Source organism: Embleya sp. NPDC050154 (assembly GCF_044460165.1).
Taxonomy (GTDB): domain Bacteria; phylum Actinomycetota; class Actinomycetes; order Streptomycetales; family Streptomycetaceae; genus Embleya.
This window is the reverse complement of the sequence record NZ_JBITJP010000010.1, coordinates 135,989-156,971: the sequence shown is the minus strand read 5'-3', so window position 1 is coordinate 156,971 and position 20,983 is coordinate 135,989. Positions and strand designations below refer to the sequence as shown.

17 protein-coding genes are annotated in these 20,983 nt (G+C 72.0%); 7 read left to right on the top strand and 10 right to left on the bottom strand.

The features are described from left to right. Positions 1-324: 324 nt before the first annotated feature. Together ACIBSV_RS22220 and ACIBSV_RS22215 are read right to left on the bottom strand one after the other, a co-directional pair. Positions 325-549, bottom strand: a complete 225-nt coding sequence (locus tag ACIBSV_RS22220) for a hypothetical protein (protein ID WP_078974137.1) — start codon at positions 547-549, stop codon at positions 325-327. Between the two features lie 474 nt (positions 550-1,023). Beyond that, a complete protein-coding gene (locus ACIBSV_RS22215; protein ID WP_395865577.1) occupies positions 1,024-2,151 on the bottom strand; it encodes a uroporphyrinogen-III synthase in 1,128 nt (375 codons plus the stop codon). Positions 2,152-2,467: 316 nt separating this feature from the next. Here ACIBSV_RS22215 and nirB point away from each other — a divergent pair, with 316 nt between their 5' ends. Both nirB and nirD read left to right on the top strand, forming a co-directional pair. After that, positions 2,468-4,978 (top strand): nitrite reductase large subunit NirB, encoded by a 2,511-nt coding sequence (gene nirB, locus ACIBSV_RS22210; RefSeq protein WP_395865909.1) that lies wholly within the window; start codon positions 2,468-2,470, stop codon positions 4,976-4,978. Then, entirely contained in the window at positions 4,975-5,376 is a 402-nt protein-coding gene (gene nirD, locus ACIBSV_RS22205; RefSeq protein WP_395865574.1) for a nitrite reductase small subunit NirD, read from the top strand. Before nirB ends, nirD begins: the two co-directional genes overlap by 4 nt. Before the next feature lie 58 nt (positions 5,377-5,434). On the opposite strand, the gene ACIBSV_RS22200 is transcribed toward nirD, so the two are convergent. Next, the gene (locus ACIBSV_RS22200; protein WP_395865572.1) at positions 5,435-6,874 is read right to left on the bottom strand and encodes an FAD-binding oxidoreductase; all 1,440 of its coding nucleotides are present in this window, start codon (positions 6,872-6,874) and stop codon (positions 5,435-5,437) included. A gap of 292 nt (positions 6,875-7,166) precedes the next feature. On the opposite strand from ACIBSV_RS22200, the gene ACIBSV_RS22195 reads away from it, so the two are divergent. The 4 genes from ACIBSV_RS22195 to ACIBSV_RS22180 all read left to right on the top strand — a co-directional run bounded on the left by ACIBSV_RS22195 (position 7,167) and on the right by ACIBSV_RS22180 (position 11,896). Next, positions 7,167-8,489, top strand: a complete 1,323-nt coding sequence (locus ACIBSV_RS22195) for a nitrate/nitrite transporter (protein WP_395865569.1) — start codon at positions 7,167-7,169, stop codon at positions 8,487-8,489. Positions 8,490-8,869: 380 nt separating this feature from the next. Next, complete coding sequence (locus ACIBSV_RS22190; RefSeq protein ID WP_395865568.1) at positions 8,870-9,757, top strand: TIGR03854 family LLM class F420-dependent oxidoreductase; 888 nt, start codon at positions 8,870-8,872, stop codon at positions 9,755-9,757. A gap of 375 nt (positions 9,758-10,132) precedes the next feature. Next, a complete protein-coding gene (locus ACIBSV_RS22185) occupies positions 10,133-10,789 on the top strand; it encodes an ester cyclase (RefSeq protein WP_395865566.1) in 657 nt (218 codons plus the stop codon). Between the two features lie 231 nt (positions 10,790-11,020). Further along, entirely contained in the window at positions 11,021-11,896 is an 876-nt protein-coding gene (locus tag ACIBSV_RS22180; RefSeq protein ID WP_395865565.1) for a hypothetical protein, read from the top strand. A gap of 64 nt (positions 11,897-11,960) precedes the next feature. Here the strand turns inward: ACIBSV_RS22180 and ACIBSV_RS22175 are convergent, their stop codons facing one another. The 3 genes from ACIBSV_RS22175 to ACIBSV_RS22165 all read right to left on the bottom strand — a co-directional run bounded on the left by ACIBSV_RS22175 (position 11,961) and on the right by ACIBSV_RS22165 (position 14,542). Further along, on the bottom strand, positions 11,961-12,383 hold the full coding sequence (locus ACIBSV_RS22175; RefSeq protein ID WP_395865563.1) for a hypothetical protein: 423 nt from the start codon (positions 12,381-12,383) through the stop codon (positions 11,961-11,963). Positions 12,384-12,647: 264 nt separating this feature from the next. After that, complete coding sequence (locus tag ACIBSV_RS22170) at positions 12,648-13,319, bottom strand: response regulator (RefSeq protein WP_395865561.1); 672 nt, start codon at positions 13,317-13,319, stop codon at positions 12,648-12,650. Continuing rightward, positions 13,319-14,542, bottom strand: coding sequence for a sensor histidine kinase (locus ACIBSV_RS22165; RefSeq protein WP_395865559.1), 1,224 nt, complete (start codon positions 14,540-14,542; stop codon positions 13,319-13,321). Before ACIBSV_RS22165 ends, ACIBSV_RS22170 begins: the two co-directional genes overlap by 1 nt. 412 nt (positions 14,543-14,954) lie before the next feature. Here ACIBSV_RS22165 and ACIBSV_RS22160 point away from each other — a divergent pair, with 412 nt between their 5' ends. Beyond that, entirely contained in the window at positions 14,955-15,272 is a 318-nt protein-coding gene (locus tag ACIBSV_RS22160; protein ID WP_395865557.1) for a type II toxin-antitoxin system PemK/MazF family toxin, read from the top strand. Positions 15,273-15,341: 69 nt separating this feature from the next. Here the strand turns inward: ACIBSV_RS22160 and ACIBSV_RS22155 are convergent, their stop codons facing one another. The 4 genes from ACIBSV_RS22155 to ACIBSV_RS22140 form a co-directional block, all read right to left on the bottom strand. After that, positions 15,342-16,763: an ATP-binding protein gene (locus ACIBSV_RS22155; protein ID WP_395865555.1), complete on the bottom strand. Its 1,422-nt coding sequence runs from the start codon at positions 16,761-16,763 to the stop codon at positions 15,342-15,344. Continuing rightward, on the bottom strand, positions 16,760-18,469 hold the full coding sequence (locus ACIBSV_RS22150) for an FAD-dependent oxidoreductase (RefSeq protein ID WP_395865554.1): 1,710 nt from the start codon (positions 18,467-18,469) through the stop codon (positions 16,760-16,762). The genes ACIBSV_RS22155 and ACIBSV_RS22150 overlap by 4 nt, the downstream gene beginning before the upstream one ends. 193 nt (positions 18,470-18,662) lie before the next feature. Further along, on the bottom strand, positions 18,663-19,340 hold the full coding sequence (locus ACIBSV_RS22145) for a response regulator (protein ID WP_395865552.1): 678 nt from the start codon (positions 19,338-19,340) through the stop codon (positions 18,663-18,665). A 79-nt stretch (positions 19,341-19,419) separates the two neighbouring features. Beyond that, on the bottom strand, positions 19,420-20,925 hold the full coding sequence (locus ACIBSV_RS22140; RefSeq protein WP_395865550.1) for a sensor histidine kinase: 1,506 nt from the start codon (positions 20,923-20,925) through the stop codon (positions 19,420-19,422). Between the last annotated feature and the right edge of the window lie 58 nt (positions 20,926-20,983).

Sequence of the window (20,983 nt, the reverse complement as noted above, 5' to 3'; positions counted from 1 at the left end):
CGAGCGTGGTTGCACGGCGGGGGCCGGGGCGGGCGTCGCGATGCTGCCGGGGGCAGGGCGAGTGGGGCTGCACGGCGGGGGCGGGGCGGGCGTCGCGGTGTTGCCGGGGCCGGGGCGAGCGTGGTTGCACGGCGGGGGTCGGGGCGGGCGTCGCGATGCTGCCGGGGCAGGGCGAGTGGGGCTGCACGGCGGGGCGGGCCGGGGCGGGCGTCGCGGTGTTGCCGGGGTCGGGGCGAGTGCGGTGGCTCTGCCGGGCCTGGGCGCGGACCCGTGCGGTGGCTCCGTTCGGCCGGGCGCGGGTCCGCGTGGATGTGGCGTCGGGGGTTACTTGGCGCCGCTGTCCTGGAGGTCGGCGAGCGACGCGGCCCAGCGGAAGTACTTGTTGCGGCCCAGGTCGCCGATGGTGGTGATCTTCAGCGAAGCCAGGTGCTCCGCGTGCGCGTCGGTGATCCCGGCCAGTCCGGCGACGGGGGCGGCGAGGACTTCGCTCAGGGTCTTGTTCTCGTAGGCCTTGTCGAGCAACTTGTCGAGATCGGCGGTCACGGGCATGCGTGCTCCCTGTGGGATCGAGGCGGCTGACATCCGCGTTCGGCACCCATGCTGCGTCGGGCTTGTCATGAATTCCGACATTTGCCGCGTTGTGCGTGTCGCCCGCCGCGGGACGCGTCGACGCTCGACGGTCCGGCGTCGGAGCCGGCGCTCCAGGGGTGCGAGCGCGGCCAGGATCAGCACCGCGCACAACAGCGGCAGTGGTACCGGATGCGGCAACGGCCAGATGCCACCGGACATTTCGGGTGCGGCCCATGGCGTCACGTCCATGACGCCATCATGGCGCCATAGATACGCCACGGCAAGCCTGGTTGACTCCATTCGTGACGTCATGTGACCCGGTTGGTCTCATCGGCGGTAGGGACGCCCGCCGATTCGGGGTGCGATCGGTGGCGCCGTGGATGGCCGTGGACGGCGGTGGATGGCGCACGATCGCACGGACGCGACGGTGTGCCCGCCGGGTGCGAGGCGCGCTCAGCCGGTGACGCTGAGCCGGTAGCCGCGCTTGGTAACCGTCTTGATCAGGCCCTTGTGCGGGCCCAGCGCGGTCCGCAGGCGGGCCACGGCGGCCTCGACCGCGTGCTCGTCGGCGCCGGCCCCGCGCCAGACGCGACGCAGCAACTCCGCGCGGCTCAACACCCAGCCGGGCTTCTCGGCCAGCGCGCGCAGGACCGCGGCCGGAACCGGGGACAGCGAGATCACGCCGCCGCGCACCAGCACCGCGTTGCCCTGGATGATCAGCCGTTCGGTACCGGTGTCCAACTCGCGCCGGACCCGTGGGGGCAGCGTCTCGGTGACCGTGCGCACCAGCGAGCCCAGCCGTCCGCGTTCCGGCCAGACCGCGGGCACACCCTCGTCCAGCAGCGGCTTCGCGCAGATCGAACCGATGCACACCGGCAACACGTCGGTCCGCAGCGCCGCCAACACCTCCTCACGCCGCCCGAGTTCGCCGGCCGTCTCCAGGAACGCGCCGATCGCCGGCGCGCTGGTGAAGGTCAGCGCGTGCAGATCGCCGCGGATCACCTGCTCGACCAGGCGCCGGACCGCGGCCGGGTCCTCCGGCGGGCCCCACCGGTACACCGGCAACTCGATCACCTCGGCGCCACGCTCGCGCAGCGCCGAGGCGAAACCCTCCAGCGGCGCGCCGTGCTCCTGGATCGCGATCCGCCGCCCGCGCAGGTCCCGGGCCAGCAGCCAGTGCAGCAACTCGTCGTTGGCCTCCGAACCCGGCGAGTACATCTCGCGCAGCCCGGACGCGCGGACCGCCCCGGTGGCCTTGGGCCCCCGGCTGATCACCGTCGCCGCCGCGCAGGCCTGCCCCACCGCGTCCGCCCGCCCCCACCCCTCGGCCGCGTTCATCCAACCGCGCCAGCCCAGGCCGGTGGTGGCCACCACATAGTCCAGCGGCTCGACCAGACAGCGCTCGGTGGCCCGGCGCAACGCCTGGTCCTCGCGCAACGGGACGATGCTCATCGTCGGAGTGCCCACGACCTTCGCGCCCCGACGTTCCAGCAGCGCGACGAGTTCGTCGCGACGCCGGGCGGCCGTGACGCCGACCGTGAGCCCGACGAGGGGTTCGGCCGCGCCTGTACGAGTAACCATGTCGTGAGGTTGCCGGGTCGGCGTTACGGCGATGTTGCCGGGCGATCACCTCGGGGTAAGGCCTCGAACCGGGATGGGGCCCGATCGTGTCGCATTGCTCACCGCGTCAGCGGCGCCGAGTGAGCCGGCCGTACCGCTCGCGCAACATCGGGGACCAGGCTGCGTAACAGCGGCTCGGGAGGCTTCGGTGACGCGGTCGCCGGCCGGCGCGTCGGGCACGGCGACCCGCCGACCGTGCCCGCACCCTCGCCCCACCCCGAAGGAGTCCCTCGTGACCGACGCCAAGCAGACGCACGTGGTCCTGGTCGGCCACGGGATGGTCGGGCAGCGCTTCCTGGAGGCGCTCACCACGACCGGATCCGGACCACCGGGACCACGGATCACGGTGCTGGCGGAGGAGCCGCGGCGGGCCTACGACCGGGTGCACCTGACCTCGTGGTTCTCCGGGACCAGCGCGGAGGACCTGTCCATGTGCAGTGCGGAGTTCGCCGCCGAGCACGGGATCGACATCCGACTCGGCGACCCGGTGGAGACTCTCGACCGCGCCGCGCGCACCGTGACCACCCGGGCCGGTCACACCGTCGACTACGACACGCTCGTGCTCGCCACCGGGTCCTATCCGTTCGTACCGCCGGTGCCGGGCCACGACACGCCGGGTTGTTTCGTGTACCGCACGATCGAGGACCTCGAGGCGATCAAGGCCGCCGCCGAGACCGCTCGGATCGGTGTGGTGGTCGGCGGCGGACTGCTCGGCCTGGAGGCCGCCGGCGCGCTCGTCGCGATGGGCCTGGACACCCACGTGGTCGAGTTCGCGCCGCGCCTGATGGCGCTGCAGATCGACGAGGGCGGCGGCAAGGTGCTGCGCCGTAAGATCCAGGACCTGGGCGTGACGGTGCACACCGACGCGGGCACCCGGGAGATCCTCGACCGGGACGGCCGGGTCGCCGGCATGGTGCTGTCGGACGGCACGGAACTGGCCGCCGACCTGGTGGTCTTCTCCGCGGGGGTGCGCCCGCGTGACGAGCTCGCCCGCGCGGCCGGGCTGGAGATCGGCGAGCGCGGCGGGATCGTGGTGGACGAGTACTGCCGCACCGGCGACCCGCACGTGCTGGCCATCGGCGAATGCGCGCGCACGGTGGACGGCCGGGTGTACGGGCTGGTCGCGCCCGGCTACGCGATGGCCGAGGTGGCCGCGCGCGGGATCCTGGACGAGGTGCCCGACCCGACCGTGTGCTTCACCGGCGCCGACCTGTCCACCAGCCTGAAACTGCTCGGCGTGGACGTGGCGGGCTTCGGCGACGCGCACGGCACCGCCGAGGACTGCGTGGAGGTGCTCTACTCCGACGCGCAGGCGGGCGTGTACAAGAAGCTGGTGATCGGCGCCGACGGCAGCCTGCTGGGCGGCGTCCTGGTCGGCGACCCGGACGCGTACGGCGTGCTGCGCCCGCTCACCGGCGCCCCGCTGCCGGTGCCGCCCGAGCAACTGCTGATGCCCGCCGCGATCGGCGCGCCGGTGAAGTTCGCGCTGCCGGACACGGCCGTGGTGTGCTCGTGCCACGCGGTCACCAAGGGCAGCATCCGCGCCGCGGTGTGCGCGCCGGACCGGCTCGACCCGGCCGCCGTGCGCCGACACACCAAGGCCGGTACCGGTTGCGGCAGTTGCGTCAAGCTGGTGGGCACCATCGTCACCGAGGAACTGGCCGCCGCCGGCATCGAGACCGCGCGCGGCCTGTGCGAGCACTTCGACCGGTACACGCGCGCCGAGTTGTACGAGATCGTCCGGGTCAAGGGCATCACCACGTTCGCCCGCCTGATCGACGAACACGGCAGCAACCGAGGGCCGGACGCGGACGGCTGCGACGTGTGCAAGCCCACCGTCGGCTCGATCCTGGCGAGCCTGTCCGGCGGGCACATCCTGGACGGCGAACAGGCCGCGCTCCAGGACACCAACGACCACTTCCTGGCCAACATCCAGCGCAACGGCTCGTATTCGGTGGTACCGCGCGTCCCGGGCGGCGAGATCACCCCGGACGGCCTGATCACGATCGGCGAGATCGCCCGCGACTTCGGCCTCTACACCAAGATCACCGGCGGCCAGCGGATCGACATGTTCGGCGCCACCGTCGACCAACTCCCGCTCATCTGGCAGCGGTTGGTGGAGGCCGGCTTCGAGTCCGGGCACGCGTACGGCAAGGCGCTGCGCACCGTGAAGTCGTGTGTCGGGCAGACCTGGTGCCGCTACGGCGTGCAGGACTCGGTCGCCCTGGCGATCGAGCTCGAACTGCGCTACCGGGGCCTGCGTTCGCCGCACAAGCTCAAGTCCGCGGTGAGCGGATGCGCGCGCGAGTGCGCCGAGGCGCAGAGCAAGGACTTCGGGGTGATCGCCACCTCCGAGGGCTGGAACCTGTACGTCGGCGGCAACGGCGGAATGACCCCGCGGCACGCGGACCTGCTCGCGAGCGACTTGGACCACGACACGCTGATCCGCACGATCGACCGCTTCCTGATGTTCTACATCCGCACCGCCGACCGCCTGGAGCGCACCGCGCCGTGGCTGGAGCGGATCGAGGGCGGACTCGACCACGTGCGCGCGGTGATCATGGACGACTCGCTGGGGATCTGCGCCGAACTGGACGAGTTGATGGGTCGGCATGTGGCGACCTACGCGGACGAGTGGGCCGCGACCCTGGCCGACCCCGACCGGGTGCGCCGCTTCGTGTCCTTCGCCAACGCGCCCGGCACCCCAGACCCGACCGTGCGGTTCACCGCCGAGCGGGACCAGATCAAGCCCGTGCTGCTCGGGCCCTTGGAGGTACGCGGCCGATGACCGTCACCATCACCCAGACCACCACCGAGACCGACATCGCCCGAACGGGCACGCGGACCATGGTGGAGATCGCATGCGGCACCGGCTGGGTCGCGGTCTGCCCGTACGACCGACTGATCCCGGGCCGAGGCGTCGCGGCGCTGATCGACGGCGAGCAGGTCGCAATCTTCCGGGACCGCACCGGCGCGCTGTACGCGCTCGCCAACCGGGACCCGTTCAGCGGCGCGTACGTGATGTCGCGCGGCATCGTCGGCCGTCGGGGAGAGGTGCCGACCGTGGCGTCGCCGATGTACAAACAGGTCTTCGACCTGCGCACGGGGGAGTGCCTGGACGAGAGCACCGCCCCGGACGGCACCCCCGCGGTGCTGCGCACGTGGCCCGTCCGCGCCCACGGGTGACCGACGACCGGTGGGATCACGGCCGGGCATCGGCCGCGATCCCACCGGCGTCGGAGGTTCAGCGCGAGGCGGGGTCCGGGTCGACGCCGCCGAGGTTGTGATTGCCGGCGAACAGGTTGCCCGGATCGTACGCCGCCTTGAGTTGGGCCAGGCGCGCCCGGGTCGACGGGTCGTACACCTCGGCGACCCGGTCCGGACCGGGCGCGACGCCGTCGCCGTAGACGAAGTTGAGGTTGCGGCCGAGGGACAGCGGCTTCAGGACGGCCTGGACGTCGGCCTGGAGCGCGCGGGCCGCGTCGAGATCGGCGCCGTCGATCATCGCCACGACCCGGACGATGTAGCGCGCGTCGCGCCCGCCGACCGCGTTGGGCACCGCCGGCTGCCGGGACAGCGCGCCGCCGAGGTGACGCACCTCGTGCATGACCATCATCGGCGCGCTCGGACCGGCGAGTTCGTACACCGCGCGCAACGCCTCCGGATCCAGGTCGCGGACCAGGACGTTGTCGCCGAGGTAGGCGTGCGGGTGGGCCGGGTCGTTGTGGATGGTGTGCGACCGGGCGTACGGCAGATCGGCCAGGTCGTCGACCAGGCGTGGTCCGACCGCGCGCAGCGGGGCCACCAGGCGCTCGCCGTCGGCGGCATCGCCGGTGTACACGATCTTGATGCTCGCGGTGTGTCGCCCGCGCAGCGGCGCCGGCACCTGCTCGATGTCGGGCAGGCCGATGAACGAGATCGACGAGGTGACCTGCTCCGGCACGTTCTCGGTCCAGGCCAGGTAGGCCGCGGTGGCGGCCTCCACCAGATCGGTGTCGAAGACCAGTGAGCCGCCGTAGACCCGGGCCACCGGCATCAGGTCGAACTCGATCGAGGTGACGATGCCGAAGTTGTCCCGGCCGCCGCGCAACGCCCAGAACAGGTCGGCGTCACCGTCGGCGGTGACCCGCCGCAGGGTCGCGTCGGCGGTGACCACCTCGATGGCCCGGACGTGGTCGGCCGCGTAGCCGAACTCGCGGGCCAGCAGGCCCAGTCCGCCGCCGAGCGTGTACGCGACCACGCCCACGTGCGGAGCCGAGCCGTTGAGCGGGGCCAGGCCGTGCGGCGTGCTCTCGGCGACCACCCGCTCCCAGCGGGCACCGGCCTGGGCCCACGCGGTGCGCGCCGCGGGGTCGACCCGGACCTCGGCCATCCGCCGGGTGGAGATCAGCACGCCGCCGGGGGACGCGTCCGCCGGGGCGTGTCCGGTGGCCCGCACCGACATGGACAGGCCGTGCGCGCGGGCGAATTCGACCGCGAGCCGGACGTCCTCGGCGTTTGCCGCGCCCACGATCACGTCCGGGCTCGGTCGAAACGCGGTCTGGAACCCGGACCGCTCGTCGTCGTAACCGGGGTCGCCCGGTGCGTACACGACCCCCTGGACCCGCGCGCCCAGCTCGGCGATCGCGGCGGCCCGGGACGCGTGGTCGTCTTCCGGCTTCCCGGCGGCGCTGTTCGCGGTCATCGGTGTCTCCCATCCTCGGGGACGCCACGTGTGCGTCCCGTGTTCGCTCTCTCGTCTTCCGTGGGACCCACTCTCGCTCGATAACTTGACATCCGCCGTCAAGTTTTCCGGCGGGTTCGCGGGGGCCTCGGGTCGCCCGGTGGGTACCTGACGCCCGATTCCTCACATCACCCGATCGCCGGATTGAGCGAGATGTAGCCCGACCGACCGGGACGACGCACCGGGCGGAAATCTGGCATTCCTAGCGTGACGGAACGTCAGCAAGCACGCCCTCCCGGACAGGCAGGTCCCCGTGACGACAACCGTCAGCGCACCGACCCAGGCCACGCGCCCCCTCGACGACTGGCAGCCCGAGGACGAGATCTTCTGGGAGCAGGCGGGCGCCAGGATCGCCCGACGCAATCTGATCTTCTCGGTGCTCTCCGAGCACATCGGCTTCTCGGTGTGGAGCCTGTGGTCGGTCATCGTGCTCTTCCTCGGCCCGGCGTACGGGTTCGACCCGGCGCAGAAGTTCACCCTGACCGCCGTGCCGACCCTGGTCGGCGCCGCGATGCGGATCCCCTACACCTTCGCCGTGGCCCGCTTCGGCGGTCGGAACTGGACCGTGGTCAGCGCGCTGCTGCTCCTGCTGCCCACGGCGCTGATCGCGATCGTGCTGGAGCCGGGCGTCTCCTACAACACGCTGCTGCTCGTCGCGGCGGTCGCCGGAGTCGGCGGCGGCAACTTCGCCTCGTCGATGGCCAACATCAACGCCTTCTACCCGCAGCGGCTCAAGGGCTGGGCGCTGGGCATCAACGCGGGCGGCGGCAACCTGGGCGTACCGGCCGTGCAACTGGTCGGCCTCGCGGTGCTCGCGACCGCCGGCGCCGCGCATCCTCGGCTGCTGATCGCGGTGTACATCCCGCTGATCGTGATCGCCGCGCTGCTGTCCGCGCGGTACATGGACAACCTCCCCGGGTTGCGCAACGACAAGGGCGCGATGCGCGAGGTCGCCCGGGAGCCGCACACGTGGGTGATGTCGCTGCTGTACATCGGCACGTTCGGGTCGTTCATCGGCTTCGGGTTCGCCTTCGGTCAGGTGCTCCAGGTGCAGTTCCACGCGGAGTTCGCCACGCCCGTCAAGGCCGCCTACCTGACCTTCCTGGGGCCGCTGCTCGGCTCGCTGGTACGTCCGATCGGCGGCCTGCTCGCGGACCGCTGGGGCGGCGCGCGGGTCACCTTCTGGAACTTCGTCGCGATGGCCGGCGCCGCGCTCGTGGTCTACCTGGCGTCGCGGCAGGAGTCGCTCGGCCTGTTCCTGACCGGCTTCGTGCTGCTGTTCGTGTTCAGCGGCGTGGGCAACGGCTCGGCGTACAAGATGATCCCGGCGATCTTCGCGGCCAAACTCGGCCCGGGCCCGGCCGCGCGGCGCAAGTCCGGCGCGCTGATGGGCATCGCGGGCGCGATCGGCGCGCTGGGCGGAGTCCTGGTCAACATCGCGTTCCGCGAGTCCTTCCTGAACTCGGGCCGCGGCGACGCCGCCTACCTCGCCTTCCTCGCCTTCTACGGCCTGTGCCTGGTGGTCACCTGGGCGGTCTACCTGCGGCCTTCGGCACGGCACCTGACCGGGGTGTAACGCCCCCGCCCCCTCCCACACTCGCCCCCAAGCCCCGCTCGGCCCCCGGCACCAGCCCTGTGCCGAGCGGGGCTCCCCCGACCCACGTCCTTGCCCACCGACTCACCAGCCGGCGCGCCCCGGACCACCCTCGGCGCGTCAGCGCCCCCGACCCCGGCCCACCCCAGTGATCGACGCGCGAAGCGCGGAGAGCGGCGGAGCCGCAGAACTCGGGCTTCGTGACCCGGAGCGAAGCGGAGGGACACGAAGCCCCGAGCGAGGCACCGCTTTTTCTTGGAGGAGCGAAGCGGAGGAAAGAAAAAGCGGCGCCTCGCGAGCCGGCGACGAAGTCGCCCAACAAAAGCGGAGCCGGCGACGAAGTCGCCGAACAGACTTACTCCATGAAACTCCGTATCGGCGTAGGCATGAGCCCGCGCAACCCCGCCGACCCCGCGACGTTCGGCGAACTCGTCCGGCACATGGAGGACATCGGCGTCGACTCGCTCTGGCTGCCCGATCTGATCGGCGGCGACCTGCCCGACCCCCTCGTCGGCATCGGCTACGCGGCCGGTCGTACCGAGCGGCTCAAGCTCGGCAGCGGCGTCACCGTGCTGCCCGGCCGCAACCCGGTCGCCGTGGCCAAGGAACTCGCCACCCTGGCCGCGCTCGCGCCGGGCCGCATCCTGCCGGTGTTCGGCGTGCAACACGCCACCGCGCGCGAACGGCCGCTGTTCCCGATCCCGGGCCCGCGCGGCGAGGTGATGGACGAGGCGCTCACCGTGGTCCGCCTCCTGCTCGAAAACGACGACGTCTCCTTCGAGGGCAAGTACCACAGTTACGAACACGCCACCGTGCGCCCGCGACCCACCCGGCCACTGGACCTGTGGCTCGGCGGCAGCGGCCCGAAGTCGCTGCGCCGGGTGGGTCGGCTCGCCGACGGCTGGCTGGGCGCCGCGCTCACCCCCGACGAGGCCGGTGCGGCCCGGCGCGCGATCGAGGCCGCTGCGGCCGAGGCCGGGCGTACCGTCGACGACGACCACTACGGGATGAGCCTGGTGGTCGCGTTCGACGGGGCTCCGGGCCGCGAGTTCGGGGCCTTGCGGCGGCAACGACCGGACGTGGACCCCGCCGAGCTGGTGCCCACCGGTTGGGCCGCCGCGCGCGAGCTGATCCGGCAGTACGCCGATGTCGGGGTGAGCAAGTTCGTGGTGCGGCCGGCCGGTCCACCGCTCTCGTGGACCGCGTTCCTGAACGAATTCGCCACCGAGCTGTTGCCGCTGGAGACGTGAACGATCTTGCCGTACCCGCGAACTGACGCTCCGTAAGCAAAATATTGCGCACACTCGGGCCTGCCGGAATCGTACGGCCGGCCGAGCGGTCGGGAACCCCGGACCGCCGACCGGCCGCCCTTGCTCCTCGCGCCCACCTGCACCGCAGCGTCGGTCGACACGTGAACAGTCCCCGTATGCCCGGGAGTCGGTCCTGCCCTCCGATTGGCCGGATTCCGTACCTCGACACCGATCGAATCCGGCCGGCCGTCGCGCGGCGGCCGCCGCGACGGAGGGTTGCGCCCGGTCTGACAGTCAGTCAGGATCGCCCCCGTTCCCCTCCGGACGGCGCGCGCCACCGAGCGCTGCCGCCGGCAACGAAGGATGGAAATACACGTGTCGACTTCCCCCGCGACTCCGCTCTGGCTTCAGGGACGGGACGCCGTCGTTGCCGCCGCGGCACCCGGCGACTGGCGCGAAGAGGCCCCCGACTACCACCTCTCGCACACTGTGATGCCGGGCCAGCGCAGCACACGGCACGCCCCCGACTCGCTGGAGGCGATCGTCGAGAGCATCGTGCAGGTCTTCGAAATGGAGGTCTCGCACAAGAAGGACCCCAAGACCTGGGTCTCCATGGTTACCGAGCGATTCCGCACGAACGTCAACGGCGGCCCGTGGGCGAGCGCGCAGGACATCGTGGACCGAGGCAGCTACAACATCCTGATCGGCGACAGCATCTTCTACTCGCCGGGCGGGGAGAGCTTCGAGTCCTCGCACCACATCTTCCACACCGCGTTCCCCGAGGGCTTCTACTGGGAGGTCCTCGAAGTCCTGTCCCCGCCGCCCGTGGTTGCCTTCAAATGGCGGCACTGGGGCAGCTACACCGGCGAGTACAAGGGCTTCCGGCCGAACGGCGAGACCATCGAGATGTTCGGCATGAGCGTGGCCAAGGTCAGCGACGACCTCAAACTCGTCGAGGTCGAGCACTACTACGACCCCAACAGCTTCCTCGCCCAACTCACCGGCGGCTGCCCGGTCGCCCACGGAAGCTGACCCCACCCGACCCGCCGGACACCGAAGCCGAAGCACACCCCACCAGCGCCCGGGTGCCGAGCCCCTCCCCAACCCCCACCCGGCACCCGAGCCTGGGCCTCATCGCGGGCCTCACCCGACCTCCGCCCCCGCCCCCGATACCTTGACCTCCGTGGGCACCGACCCGGCGGTCGCCTCTGCCCGTCCGACCATCGCTTGCCGACGACGGCCGAGATACGAACCGGGGTGGCCATGACCGACGAGCACGGCCCGCTTGCCTTCCGTGTCGAGGCGGATGCCGCCTTCGGCGTCAACTCGCTCGGACTCGGCAGAGCCGGCTTCCCGTTCGCCGCATGGGTGTCCGAGTACAACGGGGTGCACGTGATCGGCGGCGTTGCGGCGCGCGTGGTCGACCTGGTCGATGTTCTCGAACCGTTCGCGCAGCCGGTCGTCACGGTGCAGAGCCTCGGGCACCACTGGTTCGATTCGGAGGACCTTCGGGTATGGAGGGCCGCCGAGATTGCCCGGGAGCAGGGCGTCGAGGCCGTGGGGCATGACGTCACCTGGGCGGGCCACACCGAATTGCTCGCGCTGCGCCGAACGGACCTGAGCCGCTTCCTGGCCGAGCTGTACCCGTACAACATCGACATCGTCGACGCGCCCGGGCCCGTGTCCGCCGCAGCCGCCGACGAGTTGGCACTCGCCGTCGGCACACGTGCTTCCGACGGCGGCGTGCTCGCCGAACTTCCCTGCGCCGACCTGCACTTCTCCGGCCACGACGACTGTTACTTCCACATCGAGAGCCGCGATCCCGCGCTGCCGGCCCGGGTGTTCGCCCGACTGCTGACCCTCGCCGTCGGTTCGGCCCTCGTCGCGGACGGCGAAGCCGTGACAGTGGTCGAACCGCACCGCGCGTTCGTGGACACGATCCTGGCCCGGAGCCCGCGTTGGTGGGGCCCGATCGGCGCATCCGACCCCGACGGCACGGTTCGGCTCGACCTTGCGGCAGGGGAGTGGCGACCCGGCGTACCCGTCCCGACCCATGCCGACCTGTCGATACGGCACGACCCGTCCACCGGTGACTGGCAACTCACGAGACCCGAGTCGCAATCGCACCCGCACACCTGACTGGTCACGAATTGGCGTCGGGAGTCGAGCGCACCGTCAGCCGTCGGTGGGCTCGTCTGGCGGGTTACAGGCGGGGGGTGCGCATGCGGGTGAGGCGGCCGCCCTCGGTGGGGGTGGTGTCGCCGGTGTCGACCGTCAGGGAGCGGTAGGTGCCGGGGACGGTGGCCACCCAGAAGCGTTCGGCGAAGATCGTTGCCGGGGCCGGGAGTGTGAACCGGCCACGCCGGAACTCGACTCGCGGCGGTACGCCGTCGTTCGGCAGCACACCCCACGCGAGTGCCCACGACGGCTCGCCGCGCCCGGAACGCAGCGCGCCGCGCAGCAGCGTGCGACCCAGTGTGGTCCCGGCCACGGCCACGTCGATCAGCCGGTACCCCGTGTAGACCTCGAGCGCCGGTCGCCCGCGCGACCCCTTGCCCACGCGCATCGTGCAGTCGCTCAACCGCAGGTAGAGCTCGGTACTCGACTGCTGTAGGACATCGCTCATGGCGCGCTCCCCCGTTCGAAGCGCCCGATGGGACAGTCCCTCGGGCCCCACCAGGATTCGCTGTGGGGGCGGTCCCGCGCATCCACTGAACGAACCGTTTCCGCCGCCTCGCGTACTCCCTCTGTAGGACGGAGAAACCTTTCCCGCCTCACCCGAGCGAGCGAGTGACCGGCCCGCGCACCGTTCGCGCGAGCATGCGGGTCGTGTCCGAAACGGTCGGGCGGACTCCGTGGGCGCGCCGCCCGCGCCGCCGGTACAGAGCCTTCAGGCCGTACCCGGAACGGCCAGCCCGGTCTCGTACGCGCAGATCACCGCGTGCACCCGATCCCGCAGCCCGAGCTTGCCCAGGATGCTGCTGACGTGCGTCTTCACCGTGTGTTCGCTGACCACCAGCGCCTCGGCGATCTCCGCGTTGGACATGCCCAGGGCCAGGCAGCGCATCGTTTCCCGCTCGCGCGTCGTCAACACCGCGAGCCGCTCGGACGGTTCGGCCGGGGCCTCCGTACGGGGCAGCCGGCGGGTGTAGTCGGCGATCAGCCGCCGGGTCACCGACGGCGCGAGCAACGCCTCGCCGCTCGCCACCATCCGCACCGCGTGGACGAGGTCGTCCCGCCGCACGTCCTTGAGCAGGAAGCCGGCCGCGCCCGCGTACAGCGCGTCGTAGACATACTCGTCCACGTCGAACGTGGTGAGCATGACGATCCGACACGCCGGTGCCTCGGCGGAGACCGTGCGGGCCGCCTCTATGCCGTCCATCCTGGGCATCCGGATGTCCAGGAGCAGTACGTCCGGGCGGTGCGCGCGAACCGCCTCGATCGCCTCCACGCCGTCGCCCGCCTCGGCCACCACGCTGATGTCCGACTGCGCGTCGAGGATCATCGCGAAGCCGCTGCGCACCAGGCCCTGATCGTCGGCCACCACCACGCGGATCGACATCACGGAGCCCGTACCGCGTCGAGCGGGATCCGCAGCGCGACCTCGAAGCCCGGTCCGGTCACCCGCGGCCCGACCGTCACACTGCCACCGCACGCGCTCGCCCGTTCGCGGATGCCGACCAACCCGTGTCCGCCGCCCGGACGCGGCCGCCCGCCCCGGCCGTCGTCGGTGATGGTGATCCTCATCGTGTCCTCGCCCCATTCGAGCCGCACCGTCACCGTGGTGGCCTGTGCGTGTCTGACCGTGTTGGTCAGTGCCTCCTGGACGACACGGTACGCGGCGATCTCCGCGTCCGAACGCAGCGGTCGGCGCTCGCCGATGCTCTCGTACACCACCCGCAGGTCGGTCCGGCCGACCTCGGCGACCAGGTCGGCGATGTTGGCGACGGTGGGCTGCGGGGCCCGGGCACCGGCCTCGGCGTCCTCCTTGAGCGTGCCCAGGATTCGGCGGAGCTGCACCATCGCGTCGCGCCCCGCGTCGGCGATCGCGTCGAACGCGGCCTCCGCGCGAGCCGGATCGCTGCGCACCACCACCGGGCCGGCCTCGGCCTGCACGGTCATCAGGCTCACCGCGTGCGCCAGGATGTCGTGCATGTCCCGGGCTATCCGGGCCCGTTCCCGCGCGGCGGCGCGGGCCACCTCGGCGTCGGCGCGGCGGATCTCCAGGTCGCGCTCGTGCTCCAACCGCCGGGTGCGCTCCTCGATCCCGGCGATGTACGCGGTGCGGTGCCGGGTGGCCAGGCCGAAGGCGGCGGCCGCGGTCAGCGCCAGGACGTCGAAGGTGGCCTGTTGCGAGGGCTGATGCTTGGCGTACTCGACGGTCAGCGTGATCGGCAGGATCATCGCCGCGACCGTGATCCGCTCCCAGCGCCGGCCGAGCGCGAAGACCGTGTAGATCGCGATCGTCATGCCGAACTGGAACGCCTGCCCGGGGCGATGGTGCAACGAGGCCGGGACCGCGAACATCGCGACCACGCACGCCACCACGAACGGCCGCCGGCGCCGCCAGATCAGCGGGATCGCCGTACCGGACAGCAGGAAGAACCCGATCCGATACGGCGAGCGCCAGGCGACCAGGAACGGCAGCGACACCATGAACTGCACCATCAGCGCGATCAGGATGTCCACGAGTCGCGGATCGGTCCGCCGCAGGATGTCCAGCGTGTGTTTGGCCCGGTCACGGACGTGCCGGTCGGCGCCGCGATCGGCGGGATGGTCGGACATGCGGCCTACTCCAGGGTGGTGTGTACCGACAGTGTCGCGGGTGATCGTCCATCGCCGCCTCGCTCGCGCGAGGGATACGCGCGGAAGGCGCGAGCGTCTCGCGACAGGCCCGCCGAGTGTTCCCACGAGGCCCGCCGAGTGTGCGTGCGAGGTCCGCGAGCGTTTCCTCCGGACCCCGCCCGGCCCGTTCGGCCGATGCCCACCCAAGTGCGCCGCGCCCCCGGTGAATCGGGCGAATCGCTCCGCCGGCGGCGAACGCGCACCCCGTTGGCAATTCCGGTGGCGTCGCGTCTGGTACGACTGGTGCCATGGCTACCGGCAACCGCTTCGTCCCCGACCCCGACCGTCCGACGCCGGCAGCGCGTCGCGGCCTGCCGGCCATCGCCGTCTCGGGCCGGACAGGGGCGGAGCCGTGCGGCCGCTGAGGCGCGGCCAGGTGTGGACGATCCCCACCGTCGGCCGCGACCGCACCTTCATGATCGTGCAGAACGACCACGTCGCCGCACTGCACCCGGGCGCCGCCCTGTGCGCGCTGGTGGACACCATCGGCGACCGGCAGGAGTCGCTGGTCACGGTCCGGATCACCACGCCGGTCAACGGCGTCGTGCTCGCTCCCGACCTGTACACGTCCCGGCATCGCCGGTTCGAACAGGGCACCTATCTCGGCGATGTCGCGCCGGACGAGATGGAGCGGGTCGACGTCGCGCTGCGCGCCGTCCTGGGTCTGTGAGGCAGTCGGTGACGTCGTCGGCGCATCCGACGGCCGGCACCACCCGGGACGGCGCGCGGCCGGGCCGCGCTATCTGGGCAGCGTGATCCGAAACGTGGTGCGCCCGGGTTCGGAGTCGACCGTGACCGTGCCGTCGTGCCGCTGGACGATGATCCGGTAGGAGATGTCCAGGCCCAGGCCGGTGCCCTCGCCGAGTGCCTTCGTGGTGAAGAACGGCTCGAAGATCCGGTCCTGGATGTCGGGCGCGATGCCCGGCCCGCTGTCCTCGATCTCGATCACCACCGACGCCGCGTCCGCGTGGGCCCGCAGGGTCAGCGTGCCCTTGCCGCCCATCGCGTCCGCGGCGTTGTCGATCAGGTTGGTCCACACCTGGTTGAGCTCGGCCGGGTACGCCTGGATCTTCGGCAGGTCCGCGGCGTACTCGCGCTCGACCCGGATGTCGCGCAGCGGGCCGGCCAACATCGCCACCGTGCTGTCCAGGCCCTTGCGCAGGTCGGTCTCCTGGTACGGGGCCCGGTCCATCTGGGTGTACTGCCCGGCGGCGGCCAGCAGTTCGGTGATCCGGCCCAGCGCGTCGGCGACCTCGTCGAGCAGCGCCTCGCCCTCCAGGTTGGCGGCGAGCCAGGTCAACCCCGGGCGCGCCGCCGGGCCGAGCGCGGCACCCGCGTCCCGCGCCCAGTCCTCGTACAGGCCCACGTTCACGAACGACGGCGCCGTCTCGTACGCGTCCGCGATGTCCAAGTCCTCGAAGACCTCGGCCACTTCGTCGGTCCGATCGGAGAACTCCAGCGGGCGCAGCCGAGGCGCCTCGCCGGCCCGGTGCGCCAGTACCTCCTCCTGTAGGCGCTCCAGCGCCGCCAGCGCCTCGGCGCTCGCGCCCGTGCGGGCCAACTCGGCCCGGGCCGAGCGCAGTTCGCCCAGTCGGGTGCGCAGGTTCGCGGCTGCCCGCTCGGCCGCCGCGGCCGGGTTGCCCAACTCGTGGGTGAGCCCGGCGGTGAGCGTGCCCAGGGCCACCATGCGCTCGCGCTGCCCGACCGCCGAGCCATTGCGGCGCGCGCCCAGGAACATGCCCGCGACCAGGTGCGCGGCCATCGGGAACCACTCGGTGAAGGCTTGCGCCAACTCGGCCGCGGGCAGCACGAAGAAGGTCGAGTCGACGTGAGTGCGCGCGGTGTTGCCGTACGCGTGCACGGCCGGTGTCGCGTCGTCGTCGCCGTCCAGCGCGAGCGCGGCGCCGACGTAGGCGCCGCGCATCGACGAGCGGTGCACCTCCAACTCGCCGCCGCGCACCATCCGGTTCATGGTGACCTCGCCGGAGAGCAGCACGAAGAAGCACTCGCCCGGGTCGCCCTCGTGGTACAGCGTGGTGTTCGCCGGGAACGCCTTGACCTTGCCGTGCGCGCACAGCCAGTCCAGGTGCTCGTCGGCGAGCTTCTCGAACAGGAAGAGCGTGCGCAGTTCCTCGGGCGGCAACACGTCGCACACACTCATCGCGAGCCCTCCGTCGCCGGGATCCGGGTGTTCAGGGTGTCCAGGTAGCGGTGCACCAGCATCACCGTCATCGCGCCCTCGCCGACCGCCGAGGCGACCCGCTTGACCGAGGCCGCGCGCGAGTCGCCGGCGGCGAACACGCCCGGCACGGCGGTCTCCTGGACGAACGGCGGTCGATTCCAGCCGTCGAGCTCGCCGTCGCAGTCGTCGAGGAGTTCGCCGCCGGTGAGGATGTAGCCGTCCCGGTCGCGGCGCACGCCGCTGCCGTCCAGCCACGCGGTGCGCGGGCTGGCGCCGATGAACACGAACAACCACGACGCGGGCACCGTCTCCTCCTTGCCGGAGTCACGGTCACGCAGGGTGAGTTCGCGCAGCCGGCCGGTGCCGTGCGCGTGGGTGATCTCGGTGCGCACGCGCACCTCGACGTTGGGGATCTGCGCCAACTGCTCGATCAGGTAGTGCGACATGGACGCCTCCAGGCCCGCGCCGCGCACCAATATGATCACTCGGCGGGCATAGCGGGCGAAGAACACCGCGGCCTGACCCGCCGAGTTGGCCGCGCCGACGATGTACACGTCCTGGTCGCGGGTATCCGGGCCGGTGGTCAGCGCGGCGCCGTAGTACACGCCGCGGTCGGTGAGCTCGGCCAATCCGGGCGCCTCCAGGGTGCGGTAGGACACACCGGTGGCAAGCACGATCGCGTGGCCCCTGGCGACCACGTCGCCGTCGCACGAGATGGTGCGCACCTCGCCGTCCACACCCAGTTCGGTCACATCGCGCGTACTGACTATCTCGGCGCCGAACTTGAGCGCCTGACGACGTGCCCGGCCGATGAACTGCGATCCGGAGATGCCGTCCGGGAAGCCGAGATAGTTCTCGATCCGCGAACTCTGGCCGGCCTGCCCGCCGGTGGCCTGGCGCTCCACCAGCAGCGTGCGCAGTCCCTCGCTGGCCGCGTATACCGCGGCGCCCAGGCCGGCCGGGCCGCCGCCGACGATCACCACGTCGTACAGGTCGCCGGAGGCGGTCACGGACAGGCCGACGTACTCGGCCAGTTCGCCCTTGGACGGGCCGCGCAGCACGGTCGAGTCCGGCGCGATCACCACCGGCACGTCGGCCTCGGTGGTACCGGTCTCGCGCATCAACCGCCGCGCCTCGGCCTGGGTCACGTCGTACCAGCGGTAGGGCACGCCGTTGTTGGCGAGGAAGTCGCGCAGTTCGAAGGACGGCGCGGAGAAGCGTGCGCCGATCACCGTGGCCCAGCTCTCGTCCGGCACCGGCGCGGTCTCCCACGCGGTGATCAGCGAGTCCAGGACCGGGTACAGGCGTTCCTCCGGTGGATCCCACGGCTTGAGCAGGTAGTGGTCGATGTCCACGTCGTTGATCGCCCGGATCGCCGCGCCGGTGTCCGCGTAGGCGGTCAGCAGCACCCGTTTCGCGCGTGGGTAAAGGTGTGCGGCCTGTTCCAGGAACGCCACGCCGTCCATCTGCGGCATGCGCTGGTCGGCGATCAGCACCGCGACCTGCTCGCCCCGCTCGTGCAGTTCGGCCAGCGCCTCCAGGGCCTGTGCGCCGGATTCGGCGCGCACGACGCGGTGTCGGTCGCCGTACTGTCGCCGCAGGTCACGGGCCACGGCGCGGGACACGGCCGGATCGTCGTCGACGGTGAGCAGGACGGGCTTGTCCACGGATTTCCTCACGGGCATGGGCGGAAGACGGAAGGGAGCCACTGCCCGGAACCGGCCTCGACCATGCCCCGGACAGCGCGCCCGCCACGTTATCCTCTCGCCGAAACCCGCAGGTGGAGAGTGTCCGCGCGGGTCCGCCGCGACCGGGTGGGCCCGGCGCCGGGCGATGCGGTGCGCGAAGGCGGCGGTCCCGCGGGTGTCGCCCCGCGGCTCAGTCGACCATGCCCGCCTCGTAGGCCACGATCGCGGCCTGAACCCGGTTGCGCACCCCCAGGCGGGCCAGGATCGCGCTCACGTGCGTCTTGACCGTGCCCTCGACCAGGTGCAGTCGACGGCCGATCTCCGCGTTGGCCAAGCCGGCGCCGACCAGCGCCAGGACCTCCCGCTCGCGCGCGGTCAGCAGCGCCACACGCGCCCCGGCGTCCACCTCGCGTGCGGGCCGGCCCGGGACGATCCCGCTGATCACCCGCTTGGCCACCTTCGGGGACAGGTACGCGCCGCCCTCGGCCGCCGCCCGCACCCCCGCGATCAGTTCGCGGGGATCGCCGGACTTGAGCAGGAAACCGGTGGCGCCGCTGTCCAGCGCGGTCGCGATGTACTCGTCCTCACCGAACGTGGTCAGGATCACCACGGCCGTGCCCGGTACCGCGCGGCGCAGTTCGGCGGTCGCGGCCAGGCCGTCCAGGTTCGGCATCCGGATGTCCATCAGCACCACGTCCGGGCGCCATCGCCGGGCCTGCTCGATCGCCTCACGGCCGTCGGCGGCCTCGGCCACCACCTCGATCCCGGGGTCGGCGGTCAGCACCATCCGCACGCCGGTGCGGATCAGCCGCTCGTCCTCGGCGATCAGGACCCGGATGCTGGTAGTGGACTGCTCGGTGGTGCTCAACGCGGTGGCTCCTCGGGTGGGTGCGTGGACGGGGTGCGGTGGGGTGCGTGGGATGGGATGGATCGGGCCGGCCCGGTCGTCAGCGTGTGTCGTCCCGGTCGCGTCGCTGTTCGAGCGGCACGTCGTCCTTGGCGACCAGCACACCGCGGACGAAGCACAGGCGGAACAGCCGGCTCGGCAGGAAGTCGCCGTTCGTGTAGTACTCGCACGCGGCGCCGGTCGGGATCGGCGGTTCCCGCTCCGGGCGTTGGTCGCTCGGGTCGTCCGGCAACATCGAGGCCAGTTCGGCGCGGGTCTGGCCGATCCGCATCCGGTCGAAGTCGCCCGGCGCCACCGCCTCGCCCTGGGTGGTCAGCGCGTACGCCGATCCGGCGAGCAGCACGCCCGCGCCGGTCCACACCAGCGCCTTGACGAACCGGCGGCGGATGCGCCGACCCTGTTCCACGTGGCCGGCGGTGTCCGGACGGGCGGGCGCGGCGTGGTGCGGGAGGTGGGCCAGCACCCGGAACCCGTCCGCGTCCGGCTCCGCGGTCAACGTGCCGCCCAGGAGTCGGGCCCGCTCGCGCATCCCGACCAGGCCGTGGCCGCTGCCGACCGGCGCGGACTCGGCCGGACGCGGGGCGGGCCCGTTGGCGACCTCTACGGTGGTGCGCTCGCGGCCGTGGGTGACCGTGATCCGCACCACCGCGCCCGGCGCGTGCTTGGCCGCGTTGGTCAGCGACTCGCGCACGATCCGGTGCAGCGCGAGATCGACCATCGGCGGCAGCGCGACCGGCTCGGCGGTCGGCTCGACCGTGTGGCGGATCACCATGCCCGAGGCGCGGCAGCGCGCGACGAGGGTGTCCAGGTCCTCGTGCACCGGGTCCACCGGCGCCGGTTCGTCGCTCTCTCGCAACACGCCGATGATCTCGTGCAGCCGCTCGGTCGCCGCGCCCGCGCCCGCCCGCAGTTCGCCGGCCCGCTCGCGCTGCGCGTCGGTGAGCGTCGCGTCGAGTTCGAAGGCTGCGGCGCGCAGGGCGATCAGGCTCAGGTCGTGGCCGAGCGAGTCGTGCATGTCCTGGGCGATCCGGGCCCGTTCGCGCAGCCGGGTGCGCTCCTCTACCAGGTCCCGCTCGCGTTGCAGCCGTGTGGCCTGTTCCCAGCCGCGTCGATGCAGCGCGAGCCACTGATAGCGGTAGCGACCGATCAGCCAGGGCATCGCCGCCAGGCCCAGCAGTTCGGCGGGCAGCACCGAGAGTTCGGCCGTGTTCGGCGACTCGAGCCAGGCCCCGAGCGCGGCCGGCACCAGCACCGAGACCAGTCGCCACGGCAGGCCCGGTCCGTCCGCGGAGCGCCGCCCGGCCAGGAACGCGGCGAGGGCCACGGCGGCGTAGCAACGGGCGTCCTGCTGAGCAAGGAACACGGTCAGCGCGAGCGCGGCGGGCGGATACGTCCGGCCCAGCACGGCGCCGCCGACCAGGCAGATCGCGAGCGTCGCGGCGTGCGTGGCGGACAGCGGCAGTGGTGCGTTGACGGTCAGCATGCCGATGCCGAGCAGGGTCCACAGGGCCAGGTCGGCGGCCCAGGCGGCGGGGGTGGTGCGCATGGTTGTGACGGTATCGACCCGCAGGGTCGCGACACCTCCGTCGAAAGTCGTGTGCCAT